Below are 26,260 nucleotides of genomic sequence, written 5' to 3'. Positions count from 1 at the left end.
AAATTATGTCAATGCAATCTCAGGACATTATTCGTCGCTCCGCCACCAATTCCCTGACTCCCGCGCCTCAGGTGCGGGACTATAAGGAAGAAGTTGCAAAGCTTATCGACGTAACGACCTGTATCGGCTGTAAAGCGTGTCAGGTCGCGTGTTCCGAATGGAACGATATCCGTGACAAAATCGGCACCAACGTTGGGGTATATGATAACCCAACCGATTTAACCGCCAAGTCATGGACGGTAATGCGCTTCTCTGAAGTAGAAGAGAACGATAAATTCGAATGGCTGATCCGTAAAGATGGCTGTATGCACTGTGCTGACCCAGGCTGTCTGAAGGCGTGTCCTTCAGAAGGTGCGATTGTTCAGTATAAAAACGGTATTGTTGATTTCCAATCAGAACACTGTATTGGTTGTGGTTACTGTATCGCGGGTTGCCCGTTCGACGTACCGCGTATCAACCCAGAAGATAACCGTGCATACAAATGTACGCTGTGTGTTGACCGTGTTGAAGTGGGTCAAGAACCTGCGTGTGTGAAAACATGCCCAACAGGTGCTATTCACTTTGGTAGCAAAGAAGACATGATTGGCATGGCGGGTGAGCGTGTTGAAGAGCTGAAAACCCGTGGTTATGCAAATGCAGGTTTATATGACCCTGAAGGTGTTGGCGGTACGCACGTGATGTACGTCCTGCACCACGCAGATAAACCTCAGTTGTACCACGGACTGCCAGAAAACCCGACAATTAGCCCAACAGTGACTTTCTGGAAAGGTATCTGGAAGCCGTTAGCTGCGGTTGGTTTTGCTGCAACATTTGCGGCGGCCATCTTCCACTATGTGGGTATTGGTCCGAACCGCGTCTCCAAAAAAGATGAAGAAGAGGCTCTAGAAGATTTGCATAATGCAATGTCATCTGATGACACTTCCAAGTCAAAAGAAGGGGAGGATCAGAAATGATGCCAGATGATAACGACAAAATTATCCGCCATAAGCCGATTGAAAGGATCAATCACTGGGCGGTTGTGATTTGCTTTTTGTTCACAGCAATCAGTGGCTTAGGGTTTTTCTTCCCCTCACTGAACTGGTTTATGAATATTTTAGGCACGCCACAGCTGTCGCGTATTTTGCATCCATTCGTGGGTACGGCGATGTTCTTGCTGTTCGTGTTCATGTTTTTCCGTTATTTCCACCATAACTTCATTAATAAAGAAGATATTAAGTGGGCAAAAAATATCGGCAAAGTATTGAAAAACGAAGAAGCAGGCGATGTAGGTCAGTATAACCTCGGTCAAAAAGGGGTGTATTGGGTGGTCACTATCTGCTTATTGGCGCTAGTGGTCACAGGTGTCATCATGTGGCGCCCTTATTTTGCCGAATACTTCCCAATCCCTGTTTATCGTGCAGCGATTCTGATCCACTCACTCTCTGCGATTGCGTTGATCATTATGATTGTGGTTCACGCTTACGCGGCGATTTGGGTGAAAGGTTCGGTTCGTGCGATGGTCGAAGGTTGGGTGACCCGTGGTTGGGCGAGAAAGCACCACCCACTGTGGTACCGCCAACTTCTTGAAAAAGAAAAGCAAGAAAAACAACAGCAAGAGAAAAACTAAGTTTTATCTTGTCACGTAATAATAAAGCCTGCTCTTGATGGTATTGAGGCAGGCTTTTTTATTGGAGAGAAGAGTTAATAATTAGAGGCTAAACGTGTCGCAATGCGTAACATTCTAAGTATGCGAATGTGATTATCTTTTTTGTTAACTTGATAAAGTGTGAAAAATGGGAAATTAGGAATGATTAATTTTCTGTAACTTTCTTTGTTTTTAACTTTCACACCAGAGTAGGGGGGCTTGTGGTAATTCTGTAACCTATTGAAATCGATTGTTAATTTTATCTGCGAGTAATATTCTTGCATGTTTAAAAAATAGTGATAAATGTGTTCCCTATCTGTTTGTGCCGCTTTTTCCCAAAGCAGTTTTATCATTTATCATCTCCACAGAGTTTTTTTCGTAATTGAGCCATTCGTTTTTGACTTTCACCATGTTCTATAAAAGTCGCTTTACCACTTTCATTATTATTTATCGCATTAATTTTGTTAGGTCTGTTTGGTGGCGCTTTGCAGCTTGCATCGCTAAGCGCTTTGTTTCTTCATCAATTCTAAAATGAATAGTATCCATAATAAGCCTAATGTGTTGTCATTTGTGTTATTTTATTATGATTACAGTAATCATAAAATCACCTATCATTAATGGTCAGGCTATAGACAAAAGCCAGTGCTAGCAGTATCAACACAAAAGAAAAACCGAGGAATTGGTAATTGACGGATAACACCCCGCCCGTTAATCCCCCCAGAATAAAAGATAATACGGCGAGGAACAGCACCTTTTTGCTGCTATCACCTTGCACGTTTTTTAAAAAAGCATTGATGCAGGATGTTGTCATCCCAGTAACATACGTTGAATGAATACCAACAGTCCCCGCCTTATTAAAAAAGCCGTTTTGTAACCCCATGGATAAACTAATGATAAATATTACGATATTGTCAGAATAGACGGCATGGGCGAAGAAATAGAGCGCAAACACCCCAGTAAATAATAAAAATGATAAACCAATCAGAAAACGGTAATCACGTAGTGAGTTATTTTTTAACCGTTGCCATGAACCAAGGCAAGTCCCTAGAAAAAAGCCACAGATAGAAACTGCGGAAAGTAGGAGCATTGGCCAATCTAACTTGGCGAGGTACACCATGCTTAAAATACTGTTCCCCGTCAGATGCCCCGTGAACACTTCAAAAATCACGAAAGAGCAGGCATCAACAAACCCGCCAATAAAGGCCAGTAAGAGGAAAAAGGGCGTATGGGAGTTGGCTTCAAATTGGAATAATGTCATTGGTTGTTCTGCCGCTCATCAAAATAGATAGTGATGGTGAGTATATGCATTATTTAGAAAATAATAAAAAAACCTGATACGGGAAGTATCAGGTTTGAGAGTTAACGACGTTTATCAGTGGATAATTACAGCGAATGTTCGCGGTTTAATGCTTCAATGGTTTTTTTCGCACCGTTATCACGCAGTGATAGGTAAAACGCAGTCACTTTTTCAGTAAATAACGGGTTGTTGACCAATTCTTGGGTAAACAAACTTTCCAGTGAGAGCAATGCCTTAACGCGGTTTTCATCATCCTGACTTTGTGCCACCAGTTCAGCCAGTTTAGCGGCCTGTGGGTCACTCACTTGAATATCTGCACCCTGATCGTCTTTCCCACTGACATAACGCATCCACCCTGCAACAGCTAACGCTAAATAATCAAATGATTGGCCATTTTTTAGGTGAATTTGAATCGAATCCAACAAACGTTGAGATAGTTTTAGGGTTCCATCCATCGCAATTTGCCATGTGCGGTGTTTGAGCCCCGTATTTTTAAAGCGTTCAATTAACGCATTTGCATACTGAGGTAAATCGACATTTTTAATGGAAAGTGTCGATGCTTGCTCATTCACCATCAAGTGGTAAGCCGCTTTTTCATAAGCACTGTCTTGCATACATTCATTAATGTACTGATAGCCTGCTAAGTATCCCAAGTAAGCAAGGAATGAGTGGCTGCCGTTTAACATGCGCAGTTTCATTTCTTCAAATGGGATAACATCCGTGACTAACTGGGCACCTGCTTTTTCCCATTCAGGGCGGCCTGCAACAAAGTTATCTTCTATCACCCATTGCTTAAAAGGCTCACAGGCAATCGCAACTTTATCAACAACAGAACCAAGTTGGGATTGAATTTTCTCTGCGGTTTCTGTGGTCATTGCAGGTACAATTCTATCTACCATGGTTGACGGAAACGTGACATTTTCCTCAATCCATTTGGCTAACTCTGCATCGCGCTTTGCCGCCATCGCAAGGATAACATTTTTCGTAATATGCCCATTTTCTGGCATATTGTCGCAGGACATCACGGTAAAGGGTGCTAATCCTAATACTTTGCGGCGACGAAGCGCTTCAACAATCACGCCAGGCAATGATTTAGGTGCTTCAGGGGACACTAAATCATGGGCGATAGCGGGGTTATCAAAATCAATTGACCCAGTTGATGGAACGTAGCAGTACCCTTTTTCTGTGACCGTCATGGAGACGATAGCAATATTTGGGTCTAACATACGATTGATAACAGCATCAATACCGTGAATGGTTGGGTGTAGTGCCTCTTTAACCACGCCAACGGTACGGGTTTGCCAGTTATCACCTTGCATTTCAACAACGTTATACAAGCAGTCTTGAGCCAGTAAATCTTCGATTTGCTGCTCGCCACCCACTAAGTTAACTTCACAAAATCCCCAATCACTTTGGTGCTCCGTCGCTAAAATGTCTGCAAAGATGGCTTGATGGGCGCGGTGAAACGCGCCGAAACCCAAGTGAAGCATTTTAACGTTAACCTGATTTCTATCGTAGTTTGGCACTTTGATAGCCGCAGGGAGTTGGTTTAGGTTATTGATTGACAGTTGCATATTTGGCCTTACCTTTACTTTTTTGTTGCTCAACTTCTTCAACCGCATCCAGTGGGCTGGCTAAGTCACGGTCTTTGACTTCAGGCATGATGATGGCGGTAATTAATGAAATGGCAGAATAAACAATGATCATAATAGCGATAGGCCACCAGCTCCCTGTGATGCTACAGAAGATACCTGCAAGCACTGGGCCTAAGCCAGATGCAATTAACCCACCAATTTCTTTTGCAACAGCCATACCCGTAAAACGGTTACGTGAGTTGAACATTTCAGCCATCGTAATATTTTCAAGAGCAAATAACCCGAGAACTGAACAGTTATGGACAATAATAATACAGATGGTGATTAAGCTGACACTGTTGGCTCCGTTTACGATGACGGAAAGCATCGGGTAGGCGAGCAGCATCGCGGATAAGCTAAGGATAATATAAGGAATACGGCGACCAAATTTATCTGATAGTAGGCCAATCACAGGGATTGTAAGGAAACCTACAACGGAGCTGATCATGATCGCATCAGTTGGAATACTTTTATCGAATAATAGACTTTGAACTAAATAACCCGCTAGGAATGTCTGGATAAGCCCTGAGTTACCTGCTTGGCCAAAACGGATACCTGTTGCCAACCAAAACGCTTTCGTTTTGAACATCGCAAAGAAACTTTCTTTTGGTGGTGTTTGGACAGCCACCTGAGCTTCTTGCTCTTCCGCATTTTGAACTTTCTCAAACACTGGGCTTTCTTTGAGGTTCAGTCGTAGCCAGACAGCAAACAGCATCACAACAAAACTTGCTAAGAATGGTACACGCCAACCCCAAGCCAGTAAGTCTTCTTTGTCTAACCAGAAGAACATAAATGCCCAGATAGCCGTTGCGCTCAGTGTTCCGCAGTTTGTACCTAAACCAACCAGTGAAGCGACAATACCGCGGCGGCCTTTTGGCGCATATTCGGCGAGCATGGTTCCTGCGCCTGAAATTTCAGCACCAGCACCTAAGCCTTGAATAATTCGCAAGAGAACTAATAGCAGCGGTGCGAGGATACCAACCTGTGCATAAGTCGGTAATACCCCGATTAAGGTGGTACACACCCCCATCATAGTGATGGTAATGAATAACACTTTTTTACGACCGATTCTATCCCCCATCTGACCAAAGAAGACTGCACCAACAATACGGGCGACATATCCCGCACCATAGGTACCCATGGCGAGGATTAACGCCATTGATGCCGATTGCTCTGGGAAGAAAATTTCGTGGAAAACAAGTGCTGCACCTAGTGAGTAAAGCTGAAAATCCATAAATTCGAGGGCGGTTCCAAGCCAACCAGAAACAGCAGCTTTGGTGAGATCCCCAGAGCTACGTTCGACTTTCCCTGATTGGTCTATCGACTGAGTATTCATATTATTATCCTATTAATCACGTCGGGTAGTATTTGAAATAATTATTTTTTTTGTAATAAAATTAAAAGGTTAAAAGAATTTTACAGCAGGTTTTTTGGTCTTTCTCAAAGGTTAGAATTGCCTCTTGCGCCTCAGTGAATGGGAACTGATGGGTTAAGATTTTGGTTGGGTCGATTTTGTTCGACTCAATCCAGCTAATCACCTCTGGGAATTTTTTCGCATTTAGGCGTGAAGAGAATAGGGCAATCTCTTTACTGGTAATGCTCTGTTGTGTCACGGAACTTGGCTCACTCGAGAATCCCATAATAGATACTCTTGCCGCAGGAGATGCAATTAAAATCGCTTCTTGCAAAATAGCGGGATGGCACGCTGCATCTAACACAACCGTAGGTCGTAGATTTAAGGCTTTGAGTTGTTCAGGAAGCGGTGTTTGTGAGTTATCAATCACGATATCCGCTCCACATGCTGTGGCTCTGGCTAATCGCTCAGCAACACGGTCAACCACAATTAAGGTTTTGACTTGGTAAACGCCTTTTAAGACTTGTGCACAGGTTAATCCAATCGTGCCTGCACCATAGACTAAGGCCACATCATCTTTGGTTGGCTGAACGTGCGAGGTAACGTTGGCTGCGATAGAGTAAGGCTCGACAGTCACTGCACACTCATCTCTGATTGAATCAGGAATGGTATACGCATTGGCTGCAGGCACAGTGACATACTCAGTAAAGCCGCCATCAGTATGAACGCCCAAGACTTCTAAGGTTTCACAGACATTTGGTTTACCAATTGAGCAAGGATAACAATGACCACAACTGAGTACAGGGTCGATAGAGACGCGTTCACCGATACGTTTGCTATCCACACCGCTACCCACTTTTTCAATGACGCCAAAAAACTCATGGCCGATGATACGAGGGTATTTTGCAAATGGGTTGTGACCACGATATATATGGCTATCAGAGCCACAAATACCCGCTAAGCGAACTTTGATTTGCACTTGATTTTCAGCAGGTTCAGGAATTGAACGCTCTTCTATCAATAATGTATTGGGTTCTTTTATCACTACAGCTTTCATATTTAACTCCGAATTATCTAAAAATCACCAATTCCATAAAGTACCGTCTTCAAGACGGGCAATAGGTAGGTAAGCTGGGTTGTACGGGTATTTCGCTGCCCGTTTTTCATCAAAATCGATACCTAAACCAGGCTTATCACTTGGGTGCATGTAGCCGTCTTTAAATGTCCAGTTAGGGCTAAAGACAGAGAGCATTTCTTCGGAGTACCCCATAAATTCTTGTACACCAAAGTTGGGTACCCATAGGTCAAAGTGCAGGGCAGCGGCGTGACAAATAGGGGACAGATCGGATGGGCCATGTGAGCCCGTTCTAACTTGATAAAGTGAGGCGAAATCTGCAATTCGACGCATACCTGTAATACCGCCCGCATGTGTAATAGTGGTACGGATATAGTCGATAAGCTGTTCTTCGATTAGTTGTTTGCAGTCCCAAATACTATTGAAAACTTCACCAACGGCGATTGGGGTGACGGTGTGCTGGCGGATCAGTCTAAAACAGGATTGATTTTCCGCTGGTGTTGGATCTTCCATCCAAAATAAACGTGCATCTTCAATGCTTTTACCAAAGCGAGCCGCTTCAATCGGTGTTAAGCGGTGATGGACATCGTGCAGGAGGTGTTCATTGAAACCGTATTTATCGCGAACAGCTTCAAACAGTTTTGGCATGAAATCGAGGTATTTTTCGGTTGACCAAAGTTGTTCTTCGGGGTGGTGTCCTTTGGTGGCAGGTTCGTAAGCAAGGTTTTGTCCTTTGCTTTGACCATAGGTCGTTGCCATACCAGGGATCCCACACTGCACGCGGATAGCTTTAAAGCCTTTTTCCTTATATTTTGCGTAGTTATCTAATGCTTCAGGAATATCTTTACCTGTTGTATGGCAGTACACCATCACGCCTTCACGGGATGCTCCACCTAATAATTGGTATACAGGCAAGTTAGCAATTTTGCCTTTAATATCCCATAAAGCCATGTCGATGGCTGAAATGGCAGACATGGTCACTGGGCCTCTACGCCAATAAGCCCCTTTGTAGAAAAACTGGTAAATATCTTCAATTTTGTGTGGGTCACGACCAATGAGCTGAGGGCATAGGTGGTCTTTTAAGTATGAAACAACGGAGAGTTCACGACCATTGAGTGTCGCGTCACCCACGCCATACACGCCTTCATCCGTGGTAATTTTTAATGTGACAAAGTTACGACCGGGGCTACATACAAACACTTCTGCGTTTACGATTTTCATTTTTGCCCATATCCATATTTATGTTAACCAACTGATCAACCAAAATGAGAGAAAACACCTAACTGGTTTATTTATTGGTTGACCAAATTTTCTTTTTTTCACTCTACCAACCAAGAAATTAAAAGACAACGACTAAAAAGCCGACAATAAGTGAAGGTGATCACAAATTGGTTAACTAATTTGGCCAAAATAATGGATAAATTGGTTGACCATTATCAAGAGTGACGATAATCTACAATGGAAGAACTAAATTTAATTCGACAACGCGTTGTACATATATATGAAAACTCAATACCGCTCGTACCAGTACCTAGGTCAGCAGTTAAAAGAGCTCATTGCATCTGGTGAATATCCGATAGGAAGTCGTTTAATGCCAGAACGTGAGATCGCTAAAAAATATGATGTCAGTCGCTCATTGGTACGTGAAGCGCTCATCATGCTGGAAATTGAAAAGTTGGTTTCTATCAAGAAGGGTTCAGGTGTTTATGTCATTAATCATCCAGACTTGCTTATTGATGAAATCAAGAGTTTGGATCATGGGCCTTTTGAAATTCTACAAGCTCGCCAAGTGATTGAAAGCGCAATTGCGGCATGCGCTGCCTTGTCAGCAACAAAAGCAGATATCCAAGAAATCCGTGCGTTACTCGAAGATGAACGGATTAAAGTTGCTAATAATGAAAGTGATGATGAAAATGATCATAAGTTTCATGTGCTTATTGCTCGCGCAAGTAAGAACGACATGATGGCGAAGATCATTGATGATATTTGGGCTGTACGGTTACAAAGTCCAATGTGGGACAAATTGCATGAGCATATCGATAACACGACTTACCGTAAGAAGTGGTTGATTGATCATGAAAATATTTTAAATGCACTACAAAAGCGTGACCCTGAATTGGCGAAAAAAGAGATGTGGCAACACTTAGAGAATGTCAAAAATACTCTAATGCAGCTTTCCGATTTTGACGACCCCAATTTTGATGGTTATTTATTTGAAACAATTCCTTATCAGACTATTTTTGAATAAGTGAAGGAGATGTACTCATGGAGCATACGTGGCGTTGGTATGGGCCTAATGACCCAGTTTCTTTAAGTGATGCAAGGCAAGCTGAGGCGACAGGGATCGTCTCTGCTCTCCATCATATTCCAAACGGTGTTGTTTGGAGTGTTGAGGAAATCGTAAAGCGTAAGGCTATCATTGAGGACGCTGGTTTAGTTTGGTCTGTTGTTGAAAGCATCCCTGTTCACGAAGATATTAAAACCCAACAGGGTGATTTCGAAAAATATATTCAGAATTATCAGCAAAGTATTCGCAATTTAGCCTCATGTGGCATTAAAACAATTTGCTATAACTTCATGCCAATTCTTGATTGGACGCGTACAGACCTTGGCTATACGTTGCCTGATGGTTCTAAAGCATTACGCTTTGATAATATCGCGTTTGCAGCATTTGAAATTCATATTTTAAAACGTGAAAATGCAGCAGCAAGTTATTCAGAACAAGAAGTTAAAGAGGCTGCTGAATATTATGCGGCAATGTCATCCGACGATATTGATAATTTAATTAAAACCATTATTGCAGGGCTACCTGGAGCAGAAGAGGGCTATACATTAGACCAATTCCGTGAGCGCTTAGCATTGTATAATGATATTGATAAAAACCAATTGCGTGAAAACTTACGTTATTTCTTGCAGAAAATCGTACCTGTCTGTGAAGAAGAAAATGTTGTATTAGCAATTCACCCTGATGACCCACCACGCCCTATTTTAGGTTTACCACGTATTGTTTCAACAATTGAAGATATGCAGTTTATTAAAGAAAGCTGCGATAGTATTCATAATGGTTTTACGATGTGTACGGGCTCGTATGGTGTACGCGCAGATAACGACCTTGTGAAAATGATTAATACATTTGGGGATCGTATTCATTTTACACATTTGCGTTCAACGGTGAGAGAAGAAAACCCAAATACTTTCCATGAAGGAAACCATATTGCAGGTGATGTCGACATGTTCGAAGTCGTTAAAGCGATTTTAGCGATTGAACAAAAACGCAATGAGGCGGGTTTACCACCTATTCCAATGCGTCCTGACCATGGTCACCAAATTTTGGATGACCTAAAGAAAGTTACAAACCCAGGTTACTCAGCGATTGGTCGTTTAAAAGGACTGGCGGAAGTACGGGGATTAGAGCTAGCACTTAAGCGGATGTATTATCCTGAGTTATTAAAAGCATAATTTATATTCATAATGCTTGCTTTGATGATTTGGCATTATTGAACTATCGAATAGTTAGATATACTTAAATATACGCGATCAAGATAAACTGGTCGCGTATATAAATACGGTTTTAAATTAAAATTTAGCACCCCATCTATGATATCTTGGTAAAATATTGCCAAATTTAATGCTGTGTTTTTATTATGACTGAATTTTCCCTAATAGTAACCCCGTTAATTTTTCAAGTTATCTAATATTAATATATTGTTATTTAATATTTTATTTATACTCTCATTGTGGGCGGGATTTTATTAAATAACGCAATGCTATCGTCTGAAATAAGTAGTTTGTTTTTCTACTAACATGTTCTTTCCAAGCTTTTATCGAGTAAAATTAAACCTTGCGATATCCCTAAGGATGTGACGTTGATAGACTCATCTGATTGATTTAGTGAGCTATTTTTAGTCAGAGCAATAAATTGGTTTAATTATTTTGAGAAAAATATAACTGTCCTTAGTTGGTTGGTAGATTATAAGTTAGGTTATCAGACCATTGATGATGTATTACGATAAAAAATGCAATTAATATTATTATAAAAGCATTAGATTGCTAATGTTGGCTTAATTATATTTTTGATTTCACTATAATTAGATAAGAAATAAAATTGAGTGATTTGGACGTAAAATTAACAATATGTGAATTGTTTCTCTTTATTTTCTTTCTCTGTAATAATTTATTATTACTGATTAAGCCGAAATTTTATTTAACTGCATTTATTGAATAATTAATAATTTTGATATTATTAAAATTTTATGAACTTCACAGGTTAGAGTGCTTCGATAATTTATAGCATTGAAATAGGCATAATCCATACTTCAAAAACGGATTTTTATCGATTACTCAATATCATAATTGCCGATTCTTTAAGGTAAATTTGTCGGTGTTTTTTCTTTAGTTGTCCGCAAAACCCTTATCAGATCAAATACCCGTATTGATACAAAGGGGTTAAGGTAGCGACCCAACCAAATTTGTTTTATCCTGAGCAGTTAATAGCAGCAATTTTTGCTGATGGCATAAAATAGGAATGATAAATTTGTGTATAGGCTTACCCTATATGCTCAAAAAATCGTTCAGAAAATAGAAAAGTGAGAATGCAATGGGTATTCGTATCGTTCCTAAAGAAGAGTTAGGACAAGAAAGATTAAAAGAAAAAGGCATTGGTTTTATTCCGCCAGTACTGTTCCCTAACTTAAAAAGCTTATACCAACGTCGAGCTGAGAGACTGAAAGAGCTAGGTATTGGGGAACATCCTTTTGCTGATTATCTTAGCTTTGCAGCTGAAGTGGCAACTGCACAACATAATGCACAGCATGATAATCCACTAGATATTGATATGACAGTAGTTTTAGAGCGTTCAATTCATACTAATAATCCGCCGTTGGATGCTAAAACGCTGCCTCGTACAACACATTGGCATAAATTATTAAAATCAATAATTGCAGAATTAATGCCAGTTGTTCCTGAATCTGTACGTCCAGCGCTCGAAAATTTAGATAAGGCATCTGAAAATGAATTAGAGGCCATGGCAACAGCGTTATTAAATGAAGAGTTTGAAAAGGTACCTGCAGATAAGTCTATGTTTATCTGGGCCGCGCTTTCTGTTTATTGGGCGCAAATGGCGGCGAATATTCCAGGTAAAGCGCGTGCAGAACACGGTGATCATCGTCATTTTTGCCCTGTGTGTAATAGCATGCCTGTTTCTAGCATCGTTCAAATTGGGACTTCTCAAGGTCTACGCTATTTACACTGTAACTTGTGTGAAACTGAATGGCACATGGTGAGAGTGAAGTGCAGCAATTGCGAGCAAACAGGTAAGTTAAACTATTGGTCTCTTGATGATGAAAATGCGGCGGTGAAGGCGGAAAGTTGCGGCGATTGCGGCAGTTATCTTAAAATTCTTTACCAAGAAAAAGAAGCCAAAGTGGAAGCCGTTGCGGATGATTTAGCCTCAATTATTCTTGATGCGCGTATGGAAGAAGAAGGCTTTGCTCGTAGCAGTATTAACCCATTCCTGTTTCCTGGCGAAAAGTAAGTTGTAAAAGAGAATAGTGACTATGGTGGAAGCAAACTTAGCGTTATATCGACAATTACCCTCAATTGACAAACTATTGCAGCTTGATGAAGTGCAAATATTGGTTGAACAGTCGGGGTTGCATTGGGTCACCACGTGTTTACGTGAAATGCAGGAACAAGCGCGAAAGTGTATCTCTCAGCAGGGACAGCTACCAGATTGGCATATTGACTGGCTAAAAGAACTCGCTAAACGCCACGATGAATTAGGCCAAAGTGCATTAAAAAATGTCTTTAATCTAACGGGAACGGTTTTGCATACCAATCTTGGGCGAGCAGTGATGTCCAAAACAGCGATTGACGCAGTTAGCAAAGCGATGAGTTCATCTGTCACATTAGAATATTCTCTTGATGGCGCAATGCGTGGTCATCGGGATCGCGCAATTGCAGACTTACTTTGCGAGCTCACGGGCGCAGAGGATGCTTGTATTGTAAATAATAATGCCGCAGCTGTTTTATTGTTGCTTGCAACGGTGGCAAATGGTCAGCAAGTGATTGTTTCTCGCGGTGAGTTGGTTGAAATTGGCGGTGCTTTTCGTGTGCCAGATGTAATGTCTCAAGCGGGTTGCCAACTGGTTGAAGTGGGTACCACTAATCGTACTCACTTACGTGATTACGAAAATGCGATTAATGAGCACACTGCACTATTAATGAAGGTGCATACCAGTAACTATAGCATTGAAGGCTTCACCGCTGAGGTTGAAGGTCATGAACTGGCTGAGTTAGGCAAAAAATACCAGCTTCCCACAGCAATTGATTTAGGCAGTGGTTCCATGATTGATATGACGGCATATGGTTTGCCTGAGGAGCCTATGCCTCATACTTATCTCACTCAAGGTGTTGATTTGGTTTCTATTTCAGGAGATAAACTGCTAGGAGGCCCACAAGCAGGTATCATTCTTGGAAAGAAAAAATGGATCGATGCTATACAAAAACATCCGTTAAAACGTGCATTACGAGTCGACAAAATGACGTTAGCGGCACTGGAAGCGACATTAAAGCTCTATCTTACCCCTGAAAAACTGACTAATGATTTACCGACATTACGTTGGTTAACGCGTGACCCTGAGACAATTCGTCGTAGTGCAGATAATGTGTTAGTGGCTTTACAGGCATTCTATGGTGACAAGTTTATCGTTGAAATTGAACCTTGCTTGTCACAAATTGGTAGTGGCTCATTACCTATTGATAGATTGCCAAGCTTTGCGATTACCTTTGCGCCTCTCAATGGTAAAGGCGGTACATTGGAGCAGTTAGCGTCTCATTGGCGTCAACTATCTGAACCTGTGATTGGACGAATGAAAGATGGGAAACTGTGGCTAGATTTGCGCTGCCTCGATGATGAACATACATTATTACAGGTTTTACTTTCATGATTTTCGCAACTGCAGGCCATGTTGACCATGGAAAAACATCATTAATTCAACTAATTACAGGCGTAAATACTGCGCATCTTCCAGAAGAGAAAAAGCGTGGGATGACTATCGATTTGGGCTATGCCTATTGGCCTCAACGTGATGGTAGTGCTATTGGTTTTATTGATGTTCCAGGGCATGAAAAGTTCTTAGCTAATATGTTGGCGGGAATCGGCGGGATTAATCATGCACTTCTCGTCGTGGCGTGTGATGATGGCGTGATGGCGCAAACTCTTGAGCACTTGTCTATTTTAAGGCTTGCAGGTTGCCAAGATCTTACGGTTATTTTAACGAAAGCAGACCGCGCTGATGATTTACGTATCGAACAGGTGGCTGAACAGGTTAAAGCTGAATTATCTCAACAAGGTTGGTCTAATGCGACTTTGTTTATCACCTCGACCCTAGATGGCCGCGGTATTGATGCATTACGCGAATACTTGCAGCAGTTACATCAGCAAAGTGGAACACATGAAAATTTACAACGCCGTTTTCGCTTAGCGATAGACCGTGTTTTCCATGTTAAAGGTGCAGGGATTGTTGTTACAGGAACGGCCCTTGCAGGCCAAGTTCAAGTCGGCGGCTCATTGTGGGTGACAGGCGCAGATAAGCAAGTGCGCGTTAGGGGGATCCATAGGCAAAATCAACCTGCAGATTTTGCACAGGCGGGTGATCGTGTTGCATTAAATCTTTCAGGTGATATTGATAAAGAAGATATCACCCGAGGTGATTGGTTACTGGCCGAAAAACCTGCATTTATTGCTAATCGTGTGATTGTTGAACTGGAGTGTGACTCGCTAATTAAGCATTGGCAGCCTGTCCACTTATACCATGGTGCAAGTCATATCACTGGGCGAGTTTCTTTATTGGTTGATCAAGGGGAAACACCTGTTCTTGCCGAGTTAATTTTAGATACCCCATTATGGTTAGCTGATAATGACCGATTGATTATTCGAGATATCAGTGCCCGCCAAACATTAGGGGGGGCTAGAGTGCTCAGATTAACCTCTCCTCGTCGAGGAAAGCGCCTTCCAGAATTTTTAGATTGGTTAGCTTTATTGTCGAAAGAAGATGATGAGCTAACGCATTTCAAGTTGCAACTTCCTCAAGGTGAATTAAACCTACAAGATTATGGTTGGGCTAGGCAGTTAACAGGTGATGCACTTGAAAACATATTAGTGCAAACGGATGCAGAACATGTTGGAAATAGCGTTCTCTCTGCGTTTAAAGCACAAACTGCGAAAGACCGATTAATTCAAACTCTTGAAAAATTTAATGAAGTACATAGCGACCAGATAGGCGTTGGAAAAGCGCGTTTAAAACGTATGGCACTGCCTTCAATGAGTGATGCGTTAGTTTTCAAATTAATTAATGACTTGATTGAAAATGGAACGATTAAGCAAACGCGCGGTTGGTTGCATATGCCGCAGCATGGACTTATTTTTGATGCCCAGCAGGAAGTGATTTGGCAACAAATTTTCCCTTTATTGACGCACAATGAGGCATGGTGGGTACGTGATTTAGCAGTAGAAACTGGGCATGAAGAAGAGGCTATGCGCCGAGTACTCAAAAAAGCGGCTCAAATGGGGTTAATTACCGCTATCGTTCGTGATCGTTATTATAGCCATGAGCAAATTAATCATTTCGCATCACTAATCCACCGTCATTGTTTGGAAAATGACGTCATTTTTGCTGCTGATTTTCGTAATGAGTTAGGGATTGGTCGAAAACTTGCGATACAAATTCTTGAGTTTTTTGACAAAAGCGGTTTTACTCGTCGTAAAGGCGATGGTCACTATTTACGAGATAAAGGCATTTTCGTTGAATAAATTGAGTGTTTTGATCCGCTATAGTGGTGCCTCATAGCAAACCCCTCATATTAAACTTGTGGTAAAACTGATGAAGAAAAAGTTATTTGCAGGCTTTTATCTAGCATTGATCTTTATTGGCTCTCTTTTCTTGGTGTTTGAGAAAGGTAGCGTGATTTATCCTGCACTCATATCGCTCAGTGTATATGCTGTGTTATTTGGTATTTTAATGGTATTAACCGCACGCTGGTTATTTTCTGTCGTAATTACCAGTACCCTGTTTATTATCATAAAATTCCTAAATCAGTTAAAAGTCCATTATTACAAAGAACAGCTTTTCTTCACTGATATTAATATTATGACAGACACCTCTAATATGGGCACGTTAAGCCATTATTGGTTAGCAGGTGTTGCGCTAGTTGGGCTATTAATTCTACTGGTCGTTAATGGTGCCATTAGTTGGCGTTTAATTAAGTCGAGCAAATCACATGTTTCACGCATTTTAGGTGTGATACTGGTTGTTGTGGGTTATTTTGGCGCTAATTTTGCTAGCTCCCATTATTATGACCGATGGTCCCAGACGTTGCCAAAAGGTCGCGGGACTGTGACTAATATCATTATGTCCGCAAAAAATTCCAGTTACCAATCTCCTGAGTTTGTGGGTACCGCTGACTACTTTATCGAAAAAGCGGCGACAGTCTCATTAAACAATAGTACCTCGTCAGAAAAGCCAGATATTGTTTTATTACTGCAAGAATCAACGGTTGACCCGCACATTTATGATTTGCCAGAAGGCACGAAACTCCCTAATTTATTTATGTTCCAGCAGGATGCTGGGGTCACTGCTCATAGTCAAATGCGAGTCCAAACCTTTGGTGGTGGCACTTGGTTATCTGAGTTTTCAGCGTTAACTGGGTTAAATAGTGATGATTTCGGGGCACAAAAAAGTGGTGTGTTTTACTTTATTGTCGATAACTTGAAAAATAGCTTATTTAAAGAAATGAAAGCCAATGGTTATTATACTGTTGTGCTGACGCCATTTAATAAAGGGGCTTATCATTCGGGTCATGCATATGAAACATTAGGTGTGGATAGAATTATTCAGCCCCAGGAACTTGGCTACCCAGGGAAATTACAAGATAATCTATGGACTATTAGCACGGACGACATGCTGAAGTACGTCAAAGAAATCTTAGCAAAAGAAACGGATAAGCCAGTCTTTATTTTCTCTTTAACCATGTATGAACATGGGCCTTATAAAGAAACACATAGTGATGATTTCGGTATAAAAGATAAAATTAAGCATCAAGATGCAGCTGGTGAATTTAGCCACTATATGGAAAAAATTACCGCGTCCGATGGGGCGATGCGAGATTTCGCTGAGTTTATTGATAAGCGCGACCGCCCGTTAATGTTTTTATATTTTGGGGACCATCAACCAGGTATTAGCCTAAATCAGTACAATTCACCATTTTCATCCCCTGCGTATTTAACGCAATTTACATTGCGGGACAATTTAAAATCAGGTACTGCAATCAAAACAGGGGAATTAACCGATATTTCATTCTTGGGTGGAATTTTGCTGGAAAGAGCAAACTTAAAGATTTCTCCATTCTATGAAGCAAATATCAAAATGCGTCATTTATGTGATGGTAAGCTCAATGATTGTGAAGACCAAAAATTGTTAGATAGTTACCGTAATTACATTTATCGCACATTGGAAGCGGCAGATAAAAGCGGTACTCAATAAATTGTGATGATTGGCCGCAGGTTGGAGCAAACTTGCGGCTTTCTTTTATGTCGATTTTTGAAATCTTAATACTTCCTTAAAATTCACTGCTTTTTTACACATTATTATTCTAACCATAAAACCATTCACTGTTTTTTTTGTCTTAAATTAAGTTAATTTTTTCTGTGAAACTTGGTGCTCTATTGAGCTTTGTGAATGGTTTAATGCTAGAAGACGATAAATATGAAATACTTGGTCACGGGAAGTGCGGGTTTTATTGGTTTTAGATTGTGTCAGCGTTTATTAGAAAATGGGCATGAAGTCGTTGGAATTGATAACCTAAATGCCTATTACGATCAGGGCCTTAAACAATCTCGTTTACATTTATTAGAGCAACACCCCTTATTTCGCTTTATTCACCTTGATTTGACGGATCGTGAAACGGTCAGAGTACTATGTACCCAAGAGCAGTTTGACCGAGTGATCCACCTTGCCGCTCAAGCTGGTGTGCGTTACTCGTTAGAAAATCCATTTGCTTACGCGGACAGCAACTTAACTGGGCATTTATCGATTTTAGAAGGCTGCCGTCAAGCGAAAGTGAAGCATCTGGTGTATGCTTCTTCTAGTTCTGTGTACGGTGTGACGGATAATGCGCCATTTACCACGGACATGCCTACAGATCACCCCATTTCATTGTATGCCGCAACAAAGAAAGCCAATGAATTAATGTCCCATTCCTATTCACACCTATATCAGTTACCAACAACAGGTTTGCGCTTCTTTACGGTATATGGGCCATGGGGACGTCCTGATATGGCGTTATTTAAATTTACTAAAGCCATTTTAGCGGGCGAAGCTATTGATGTTTATAATAACGGCAATCTGAGCCGTGATTTCACTTTTGTTGATGATATTGTCGAAGGGGTGATACGAATTTCCGATATAATCCCTCAAGCAGACCCAAACAATCATTCGACATCACCAGCGCAAAGTAGCGCACCGTATCGCATCTATAATATTGGTAACGGCCAGCCCGTTAAGTTGATTGAGTTTATTTCTGCGTTAGAAAAAGCCCTTGGAAAAGAAGCAATTAAAAACTTTTTACCGATGCAAGCTGGGGATGTGTACACAACGTGGGCAGATACTGAAGACCTGTTTAATGTAACAGGTTATCGCCCACAGGTTTCTATTGAACAGGGTGTTCAGGCGTTTGTTGATTGGTATCGTTCTTATTACCATCAATAATATCAACAACCTGTAATATCCGTAGCAGGATTTGAGAGGCAAGTTTGAAAATAGCAATCGCAGGAACCGGCTACGTCGGTCTATCTAACGCCATGTTACTGTCACAACACCACGAAGTGGTTGCTGTGGACATCATTCCCGAAAAAGTGGCGATGTTAAACAACCACCAATCACCCATTGTCGACACGGAGATTGAGCAGTTTTTAACGGAAAAAACACTGAATTTCCGCGCCACGGAAGATAAAGTGGAAGCTTATACGGGTGCGCAGTACGTTATTGTTGCTACACCAACAGACTATGACCCAAAAACTAACTATTTCAATACTAAATCGGTGGAATCTGTTATTCATGATGTAAATGAAATCAACCCAACCGCCACGATTATCGTGAAATCGACCATTCCTGTCGGTTTTACCGCACGTTTACGGGAAGAATTTGGCTATACCAACGTGATTTTCTCTCCAGAATTTCTACGTGAGGGCCGCGCATTATGGGATAACTTGCACCCGTCCCGTATTGTGGTCGGTGAGCGTTCTGAGCGCGCGCAAATTTTTGCCGATTTACTACTTGAAGGCGCCATCAAAAAAGATGTTCCGGTGTTATTTACTGATGGAACTGAAGCCGAAGCCATTAAGTTGTTCGCTAACACTTACTTAGCGATGCGAGTGGCGTATTTTAATGAGCTAGACACTTACGCAGAAAGCCGCGGTTTAAATGCACGCCAAATTATTGAAGGTGTTTCGTTAGACCCGCGTATTGGCAGTCATTATAATAACCCATCATTCGGTTACGGCGGTTATTGTTTACCGAAAGATACCAAGCAATTGCTCGCTAACTACGATGATGTGCCGAACAACCTGATTAACGCGATTGTCGAATCCAACCGCACGCGTAAAGACTTCATTTCGGACGCAATTATTGCCAAAGCACCACGTAAAGTGGGTGTCTATCGCTTAGTGATGAAAGCCGGTTCAGATAATTTCCGTGCTTCTGCGGTGCAGGGCATCATGAAGCGCATCAAAGCCAAAGGCATTGAAGTGGTGGTGTATGAGCCTGTGATGAAAGAAACCGAGTTTTTCCGTTCAAAAGTGGTCAATGACTTAGCGGAATTTAAAGCCCAGTGCGACATTATTTTAGCCAACCGTATGGTGCCTGAAATCGAAGATGTGGCAGATAAAGTGTATACCCGTGATTTATTTGGTAATGACTAAATATTAATAGTAAGAATGGGTTGGCAGTTTGCCAGCCTATTTTTCACCTTTTCCTTCCTAAAAACCGCTCATTTTGTGCGGTATTCCACAACTTCTTTATTTTTGAACCATTTTTGCAAGAATCGCTAAGAAATGTCTTTTTTCATTTGTTAGCATCCGCCGATTGATTAAAAAGCGGGCGCTCTGTCATGCAAAAAATTATAAAAAAACAAAGAGGTGACTTCATAACTTACCAAAAAGCAGGTGAAATTGATTTTTGGCAAGTCATGACTGACTATATTGATGGACGAATTGTTGGTAAAGATTTAGGCAGTGGAAATGCAGAACGAAGTGTCGAACGTATTCAACTAAATGGCCAAAATTATATTATCAAATGTGAAAAAGAGCGGGATAAACGCATTGAAAAAAGAGTAATGCGTATGTTATCTGGCCCATTTTATTCACGTTTATTAATGCGTTTAGTCTCCGCACAAAATCAGGGCTGCACTGTTACAAATGACATCTATTTTGTGGCAGAAAAAATGCAATGCCGCGAATCAGTTGAAACGTGGATTATTGCTGAATATGTTGAAGGAACTGTCCTATCAGAATTGGATGATCTAACACCTTATTATGCTGAAATGAAATCGGTTATCGACCAACTTCATCGCTATGGTTTATCTTCTAATGATATTCATGCAGGAAACTTTGTCTTGACAGAGAATGGACTGAAAGTGATTGATTTGTCTGATTACGGAAATTTAACCATATGTAAAGCAAATGATTTAATCGCCTTAAAACGTTTTTATGGTATTGAGCCAGACAAAAAAAATGGGGCTTATCGGTTTATTCGTTTTAGGGATAACTTTCGCCATTGGTCTAGAAAGTTGCGAGGTAAGAAAACTCGGTTATAGACTAAATTGAGTTTTCTTATCGGTGAATTTATGGGTTTAATTGATAAAGTGCATCTAAAAACTCAGGGATAAAGCTACCAGTACCGCGACAGCGCTGTGTCGCTGTTTCCCCTGCCTGTTTCATTAGTGCACAAGCGGTTGCAACATGTTGTAGCCTATCACCAGATAGCGCACAGCTAGCGGCAACGACAGCGGATAGTGCGCATCCCGTCCCAACTACGCGAGTCATTAAAATATCCCCGCCTGCGATAGCAATTGTGCGTTTGCCATCAGTGACATAATCAATTTCGCCACTGATGGCGACAATGGTATTCGCTTGTTTGGCCAGTGATTTTGCTGCAGGAAGGGCATCATTTGTGGAGTTTAGGGAGTCTACCCCTCGACCACCGAGACTGTTACCTGCTAATGCCATAATTTCGGATGCATTGCCCCGAATTGCAGCAGGTTTAAGGCCAAGAAGCTCATGACAGAAGCGGGTACGAAAAGTGAGAGCACCAACAGCAACAGGGTCAAGAACCCAAGGTTTTTCCGCGGTATTTGCACTATGTACAGCGCGTTTCATTGCTTGTTGCCTATCCGTCGTGAGTGTTCCCACATTAATTAATAAACTGTTTGCTATGGCAGCAAATTGCTCAGCTTCTTCAGGTTCAATGACCATGGCAGGGGAACAATTTAGCGCTAACAGAACATTTGCGGTAAAGGTTTGAACGACATCATTGGTCATGCAGTGAACGAGAGGAGATTTGCTGTGAAGTTGCTGTAATATCGGTGATATTACAGCATCGTTGATATGCTCAAATTCGATCATGATCCCCTCATTTTGCGTGATAGAGTATAAAATAGTGGATTTATTCTACACTCTATCTCTCTTAATGAAAGAAGTCGTTAATCTGAAAGGTAATTTTCCATTACCATTCCCCCAGCACCTTGTGCGACAATTTCATAAGAGTCATTAGCTGCATAAATACGTGTTTTGATATGAGGGAAGGCGGCTAATTTTTCTTCAACGGACTTTTTCGTCATCTCAAAGAAATGATTTTTTGGTGTTAAGGTTCCACCACAAACAACGACATCGGCTTGAGTCGTTAAAATAGCATTCGCGATAGCGATTCCATAATAATAAGCCGCTTCTTCAAGAGCTTCGAGACAAATGGTGTCGTTTAATGTCAGCGCTTGGAAAATTGTGTGGTAGTTAATATCTGCTTCATTATTAACAAGATCATTAATGACCGAGCTTTTACCTAATCGGAGTTGTTGGATCACCCGAGATTTTATGGCGGACAACGAGCTGTATTGCTTTAAACAGCCAAACGAGCCACATTCACAGCGTTGCCCATTAATATCAATCGTTGTATGGCCAAATGCCTGCGCAGTGCTAATTGGTGCGGGTGCGTAATGATTATTGATGATCGTGCAACTGCGAATGTCCGTGTCGCAGGTGGTAAATAAAAATCGTTGGCTATCAGACGTATAATGTAAACGGTATTCGGCGAATGCGGCAAAACTGATCCCGCTTCCCAGTAGCACAAAGCACGGTACTTTTTGCGTGATGTAGTTATAGAGCCCTTTGATGCGCGAGTTATATTGATGATAGGGGAGTTTGTCACGCTCTAAAATATGGTCGATAGCAATGCCGATACCGAGCAGGTTTTCTACACTTAGTTGATGTCCTGCAAGGAGGGAGTCAACTTTACTAAGCAGATGATCGAGCATGTTCTCAGCCGTTTCAAGGTGCTCATATTTGACTTTCACCATCCCTAGAATTTCGAGTTTTAGGTTTTGTAAAACAATGGTGGAATAGATATCACTCATTTCAATGCCAACAAGGTAACCATCCGCAGGGTTGATACTGTACAAAATGGGCTTACGTCCTCCAGTGGATTCACCCAGCTCAGAGGTTGAAATTAATTGGCATTTACTCAGCTCATCTAGCAATCTTGCACAGGTGGCTGGCTTCATACTCGCGAGTGTAGCGAGCATCTCGGCTCGAATTGGCCCGTGATTGAGAACTAATCGGTAAAGCACTTTCAGTTTTTGTGTTTTTGAATTTTTTGAGGTGCGAAATTCATTTAATAATGTATGTAACAAGCGCCCCACTCCTTTTCGTTCCAACCATTAGGCTTAAGATTAGCAAATCTATATATAAAGTTCTGCATTATGCCGCACATCATACCTAAAATCTTTTTCTTAAAATGAGATTAAGATCGCTGTTCTGTTTCTAAATTACGCTATGATCGATTTCAACAATCAGTATTCGATTTTAATTTGGAGATAGCCATGCACCAGACGAAAGATATTTTAGAAAGCCTGAAATTTATTCAGTCACGTACGGAATTAAAGCCAACTGTTGGGATTATTTTAGGCTCTGGATTGGGCCCATTTGCAGATACGCTAGAGAATGCGGTTCATATTCCTTATAGCGAAGTGCCTCATTTTGCTAAGTCTGAGGCTGTTGGCCATGCGAATGAATTAGTGATTGGTACGATTGCTGGCAAAACGGTAGTTGCGATGAAAGGCCGTTTTCACTATTACGAAGGTTTTTCATTAGACCAAGTGACTTTCCCTGTGCGTTTGATGAAAGCACTCGGTGTTGAAAAATTAATTATCACTAACGCCTGTGGCGCGGTAAATACCGATTTTAACCCAGGTGACCTGATGATTATTACCGATCACATTAACCTGACAGCAAATAATCCATTAATGGGGCCGAATAACCCTGAGTTGGGTGTTCGTTTCTTGGATGTGAGCGAGGTATACAACAAAGAGTTACGCCAAACAATCAAAGATGTTGCTTCTGAACAGGGTGTTTCTGTACGTGAAGGGGTTTACGCATGGTGGACAGGCCCGACTTACGAAACACCAGCGGAAATTCGCATGATCAGAACATTAGGGGCTGATGCAGTCGGTATGTCGACAGTACCAGAAGCATTAGTTGCACATCATTCACAAATTAAAACCGTAGGAATTTCCTGCTTAACTAATATGGCATGCGGAATTTTGGAACAACCATTAAGCCATGATGAAGTGATTGAAACCGCAGAAAAAGTGAAAGCGACATTCTTGAAACTCGTCACGGGTGTGATTGCGCGTTTCTAATTTAAAGACTCTTTTTCTCAAAATAAAATAAAGATGCTGTAATTATTAATAAGGTGAATATTGAAATGAAATTTAAAGGTCTGATTTTAGTTTCTTTAGGCGCTTGTAGTTATGGCATTCTTTCAACATTAGTTGTACTGGCTTATCGCGCAGGTTATTCCTTGAATGATGTAATCGGTAGCCAAACGGTACTTGGTGCAATTTTGTTATGGTTTTTTGTTGTTGTCGGCGCATTAGTGAAAAAAGCTCGCTTAATGTGGCCAACTCGGCAACAAGGTCTTTTGATGTTGTTAACGGGGACGACGACGGGCCTAACGGGGTTATTATATTACGCATCGTTGCAGTATTTATCCCCAGCATTAGGTGTGGTGCTATTTCTGCAATTTACATGGATGGGAGTGGCGATTAATGCTGTCGTAAACCGTCAAATACCACCATTAATGACAATTGTTTCTGTAATAGTGATCTTAATTGGTACCATACTGGCGACAGGGTTATTAAATAGCCAAGATATCGTATTTCATTGGGCAGGCGTGCTATTAGGATTATGTGCAGCATTATCAAATGCGATACGGGTGTATGTGAGTGGCGCATTGGCTGTAAAAACGGATCCGATGATGCGCTCGGCAATTATGGTGACGGGAGGCGCAATCTTGACCTCTATTATCGTGCCACCAACATTCTTATTTAGTGTATCAACGTTTCAATCGCTATTTTTTACTTATGGATTACCTCTGGCTTTCTTTGGTTCTTTCTTCGGTATGTGGATGTTTGCTAAAGGCACACCTCTGATTGGTACAAGCTTAGCGACCATTGTGAGCTCAATGCAGCTGCCCGTTACTATTTTACTGTCAGTGACTGTTCTGCAATTACCCCTCGAATTCATTCAGTTTGTAGGTGTTGCCGTCATTTTAATGGGGGTGGCTATCGCTGAGCTGAAAATAAAAATAAACACATGTAACTCCAAACGGAGCTTCGTATGAACATTAAATCCCGCTTGAAAATCATGCTTTTCCTGCAATATTTTGTTTGGGGAAGTTGGTTAGTTACGCTCGGCTCGTACATGATGAAAACTTTGAGTTTCTCAGGTGCTGAAGTTGGTTTAGTTTATAGCTCTAAAGGCATTGCGGCTATTTTAATGCCAGGGCTTATCGGCATTATTGCGGATAAATATATCCCAGCGAATCGCTTATATATGATCTGCCATTTGATAGGGGCAGCTGCACTATTTTATGCCGCTACAGTCACCAGCTCATCGGTGATGTTTTGGGTGATGTTGATAAATGCGATGGCATTTATGCCGACAATTGCCCTTTCAAATACCATTAGTTATTCATCACTAAGCCAATACCAATTGGATTCGGTCAGTAACTTCCCTCCAATTCGTGTATTTGGAACGGTTGGGTTTATTGTCGCCATGTGGAGTATTAGCTTATTAAAATTTGAACTCAGCAGTATGCAACTATATATAGCAGGGGGATTTTCGCTGCTATTAGCCGCATATTCCCTAACATTACCTAAAATTGAAGTGAATAAAAAAGCCATTTCAAGTAGCTGGATGAGCAAGCTAGGCTTAGATGCGTTAGTGTTATTTAAGAAGCCAATAATGGCTGTATTTTTCTTATTCGCTATGTTGCTTGGTGCGGTTTTACAAATAACCAATACATTTGGTAACCCGTTCTTACATGATTTTGGTCTCAATCCGCTGTATCAAGATAGTTTAGTGGTGCAATATCCCTCCATATTATTATCTATCTCGCAAATGGCGGAAGTGTGTTTTATTTTAGCAATTCCATTCTTCTTAAAACGCTATGGCATTAAAACCGTTATGTTATTAAGTATGTTTGCATGGACATTGCGGTTTGGGTTCTTTGCCTTCGGAGATCCATCAGCGATTGGTTTGATGTTCTTAATCATGTCGATGATTGTGTATGGTTGTGCATTTGATTTCTTTAATATTTCAGGTTCAATATTTATTGAACGAGAAGTCGATACACGAATGCGTGCGAGTGCCCAAGGGTTATTTATGACCATGGTGAATGGTGTCGGTGCTTATTTTGGTGCAATTCTCAGCGGGTTGGTTGTCGATTACTATACTGTTGACGGTATTAAAGATTGGCAAATGATTTGGCTGGTCTTTTCGTCTTACACAATTGTTTTAGCGATTATTTTCCAATTTACCTTCCATTATAGTCATGATAAAGACGCGGCAATGAAGGAAGCCAAAGCCAGCTAAGATAATCTGTTAAACATAACGAACAAAACGTAAAAAGAGAAAGCCATTAATTTGGCTTTTTCTTTTTGGCGCAAC

At 41.2% G+C, this 26,260-nt stretch carries 22 protein-coding genes and 1 pseudogene; 14 read left to right on the top strand and 9 right to left on the bottom strand.

Annotated elements, in window-relative coordinates:
- The first annotated feature begins 5 nt into the window (after positions 1 to 5).
- Both fdxH and fdoI read left to right on the top strand, forming a co-directional pair.
- Complete coding sequence (gene fdxH, locus AABS66_RS15145) at positions 6 to 953, top strand: formate dehydrogenase subunit beta (RefSeq protein WP_206085639.1); 948 nt, start codon at positions 6 to 8, stop codon at positions 951 to 953.
- Positions 950 to 1,606 carry a formate dehydrogenase cytochrome b556 subunit gene (fdoI, locus tag AABS66_RS15140; protein WP_047755785.1) on the top strand — a complete coding sequence of 219 codons (657 nt, stop codon included), beginning with the start codon at positions 950 to 952 and terminating at the stop codon, positions 1,604 to 1,606. The genes fdxH and fdoI overlap by 4 nt, the downstream gene beginning before the upstream one ends.
- 74 nt (positions 1,607 to 1,680) lie before the next feature.
- On the opposite strand, the gene AABS66_RS15135 is transcribed toward fdoI, so the two are convergent.
- The 7 genes and pseudogenes from AABS66_RS15135 to manD form a co-directional block, all read right to left on the bottom strand.
- Complete coding sequence (locus tag AABS66_RS15135; RefSeq protein WP_430225124.1) at positions 1,681 to 1,977, bottom strand: hypothetical protein; 297 nt, start codon at positions 1,975 to 1,977, stop codon at positions 1,681 to 1,683.
- Between the two features lie 97 nt (positions 1,978 to 2,074).
- Positions 2,075 to 2,170, bottom strand: a pseudogene (locus AABS66_RS15130) (damage-inducible protein J); the annotation flags it as partial.
- A gap of 58 nt (positions 2,171 to 2,228) precedes the next feature.
- The gene (locus tag AABS66_RS15125) at positions 2,229 to 2,882 is read right to left on the bottom strand and encodes a YoaK family protein (RefSeq protein ID WP_206085642.1); all 654 of its coding nucleotides are present in this window, start codon (positions 2,880 to 2,882) and stop codon (positions 2,229 to 2,231) included.
- Positions 2,883 to 3,007: 125 nt separating this feature from the next.
- Positions 3,008 to 4,495, bottom strand: a complete 1,488-nt coding sequence (locus tag AABS66_RS15120; RefSeq protein WP_272539756.1) for a mannitol dehydrogenase family protein — start codon at positions 4,493 to 4,495, stop codon at positions 3,008 to 3,010.
- Positions 4,476 to 5,891, bottom strand: a complete 1,416-nt coding sequence (locus AABS66_RS15115) for an MFS transporter (protein ID WP_206085646.1) — start codon at positions 5,889 to 5,891, stop codon at positions 4,476 to 4,478. Before AABS66_RS15115 ends, AABS66_RS15120 begins: the two co-directional genes overlap by 20 nt.
- A gap of 61 nt (positions 5,892 to 5,952) precedes the next feature.
- Positions 5,953 to 6,966 carry a Zn-dependent oxidoreductase gene (locus tag AABS66_RS15110; protein WP_430225123.1) on the bottom strand — a complete coding sequence of 338 codons (1,014 nt, stop codon included), beginning with the start codon at positions 6,964 to 6,966 and terminating at the stop codon, positions 5,953 to 5,955.
- Positions 6,967 to 6,990: 24 nt separating this feature from the next.
- Positions 6,991 to 8,205: a D-mannonate dehydratase ManD gene (manD, locus tag AABS66_RS15105; protein WP_272539755.1), complete on the bottom strand. Its 1,215-nt coding sequence runs from the start codon at positions 8,203 to 8,205 to the stop codon at positions 6,991 to 6,993.
- A 280-nt stretch (positions 8,206 to 8,485) separates the two neighbouring features.
- Between manD and AABS66_RS15100 the strand changes: the two genes are divergently transcribed.
- From AABS66_RS15100 to AABS66_RS15060, 9 genes are all read left to right on the top strand, one after another.
- The gene (locus AABS66_RS15100) at positions 8,486 to 9,232 is read left to right on the top strand and encodes an FCD domain-containing protein (RefSeq protein WP_206085652.1); all 747 of its coding nucleotides are present in this window, start codon (positions 8,486 to 8,488) and stop codon (positions 9,230 to 9,232) included.
- 17 nt (positions 9,233 to 9,249) lie between these two features.
- Complete coding sequence (uxuA, locus tag AABS66_RS15095; RefSeq protein WP_206085654.1) at positions 9,250 to 10,443, top strand: mannonate dehydratase; 1,194 nt, start codon at positions 9,250 to 9,252, stop codon at positions 10,441 to 10,443.
- A gap of 1,138 nt (positions 10,444 to 11,581) precedes the next feature.
- On the top strand, positions 11,582 to 12,517 hold the full coding sequence (fdhE, locus tag AABS66_RS15090) for a formate dehydrogenase accessory protein FdhE (RefSeq protein WP_206085656.1): 936 nt from the start codon (positions 11,582 to 11,584) through the stop codon (positions 12,515 to 12,517).
- Between the two features lie 22 nt (positions 12,518 to 12,539).
- Positions 12,540 to 13,931, top strand: coding sequence for an L-seryl-tRNA(Sec) selenium transferase (gene selA / locus AABS66_RS15085; RefSeq protein WP_206085658.1), 1,392 nt, complete (start codon positions 12,540 to 12,542; stop codon positions 13,929 to 13,931).
- The gene (selB, locus tag AABS66_RS15080) at positions 13,928 to 15,796 is read left to right on the top strand and encodes a selenocysteine-specific translation elongation factor (protein ID WP_430225122.1); all 1,869 of its coding nucleotides are present in this window, start codon (positions 13,928 to 13,930) and stop codon (positions 15,794 to 15,796) included. The genes selA and selB overlap by 4 nt, the downstream gene beginning before the upstream one ends.
- A gap of 70 nt (positions 15,797 to 15,866) precedes the next feature.
- Entirely contained in the window at positions 15,867 to 17,525 is a 1,659-nt protein-coding gene (locus AABS66_RS15075) for an LTA synthase family protein (protein ID WP_430225121.1), read from the top strand.
- Positions 17,526 to 17,747: 222 nt separating this feature from the next.
- Positions 17,748 to 18,749 carry an NAD-dependent epimerase gene (locus tag AABS66_RS15070; protein WP_206085664.1) on the top strand — a complete coding sequence of 334 codons (1,002 nt, stop codon included), beginning with the start codon at positions 17,748 to 17,750 and terminating at the stop codon, positions 18,747 to 18,749.
- A gap of 44 nt (positions 18,750 to 18,793) precedes the next feature.
- The gene (locus tag AABS66_RS15065; RefSeq protein ID WP_206085674.1) at positions 18,794 to 19,960 is read left to right on the top strand and encodes a nucleotide sugar dehydrogenase; all 1,167 of its coding nucleotides are present in this window, start codon (positions 18,794 to 18,796) and stop codon (positions 19,958 to 19,960) included.
- A 188-nt stretch (positions 19,961 to 20,148) separates the two neighbouring features.
- Complete coding sequence (locus AABS66_RS15060) at positions 20,149 to 20,853, top strand: lipopolysaccharide core heptose(II) kinase RfaY (protein ID WP_206085676.1); 705 nt, start codon at positions 20,149 to 20,151, stop codon at positions 20,851 to 20,853.
- Positions 20,854 to 20,881: 28 nt separating this feature from the next.
- On the opposite strand, the gene thiM is transcribed toward AABS66_RS15060, so the two are convergent.
- Together thiM and AABS66_RS15050 are read right to left on the bottom strand one after the other, a co-directional pair.
- Positions 20,882 to 21,661: a hydroxyethylthiazole kinase gene (gene thiM / locus AABS66_RS15055; protein ID WP_272539974.1), complete on the bottom strand. Its 780-nt coding sequence runs from the start codon at positions 21,659 to 21,661 to the stop codon at positions 20,882 to 20,884.
- A gap of 77 nt (positions 21,662 to 21,738) precedes the next feature.
- Positions 21,739 to 22,941 (bottom strand): ROK family protein, encoded by a 1,203-nt coding sequence (locus tag AABS66_RS15050; protein ID WP_272574399.1) that lies wholly within the window; start codon positions 22,939 to 22,941, stop codon positions 21,739 to 21,741.
- Positions 22,942 to 23,130: 189 nt separating this feature from the next.
- Between AABS66_RS15050 and AABS66_RS15045 the strand changes: the two genes are divergently transcribed.
- From AABS66_RS15045 to AABS66_RS15035, 3 genes are all read left to right on the top strand, one after another.
- On the top strand, positions 23,131 to 23,949 hold the full coding sequence (locus AABS66_RS15045; protein WP_206085679.1) for a purine-nucleoside phosphorylase: 819 nt from the start codon (positions 23,131 to 23,133) through the stop codon (positions 23,947 to 23,949).
- 65 nt (positions 23,950 to 24,014) lie between these two features.
- Positions 24,015 to 24,932 carry a DMT family transporter gene (locus tag AABS66_RS15040; RefSeq protein WP_272539972.1) on the top strand — a complete coding sequence of 306 codons (918 nt, stop codon included), beginning with the start codon at positions 24,015 to 24,017 and terminating at the stop codon, positions 24,930 to 24,932.
- Positions 24,929 to 26,185 (top strand): nucleoside permease, encoded by a 1,257-nt coding sequence (locus AABS66_RS15035; protein WP_404461765.1) that lies wholly within the window; start codon positions 24,929 to 24,931, stop codon positions 26,183 to 26,185. Before AABS66_RS15040 ends, AABS66_RS15035 begins: the two co-directional genes overlap by 4 nt.
- Positions 26,186 to 26,260: the final 75 nt, after the last annotated feature.

Origin of the sequence: Providencia sp. SP181 (genome assembly GCF_050446505.1) — a bacterium.
Classification (GTDB): Bacteria; Pseudomonadota; Gammaproteobacteria; order Enterobacterales; family Enterobacteriaceae; genus Providencia; species Providencia vermicola.
Note: the sequence above shows the minus strand (reverse complement) of the source record. Positions and strands in the feature narration are given on the sequence as shown.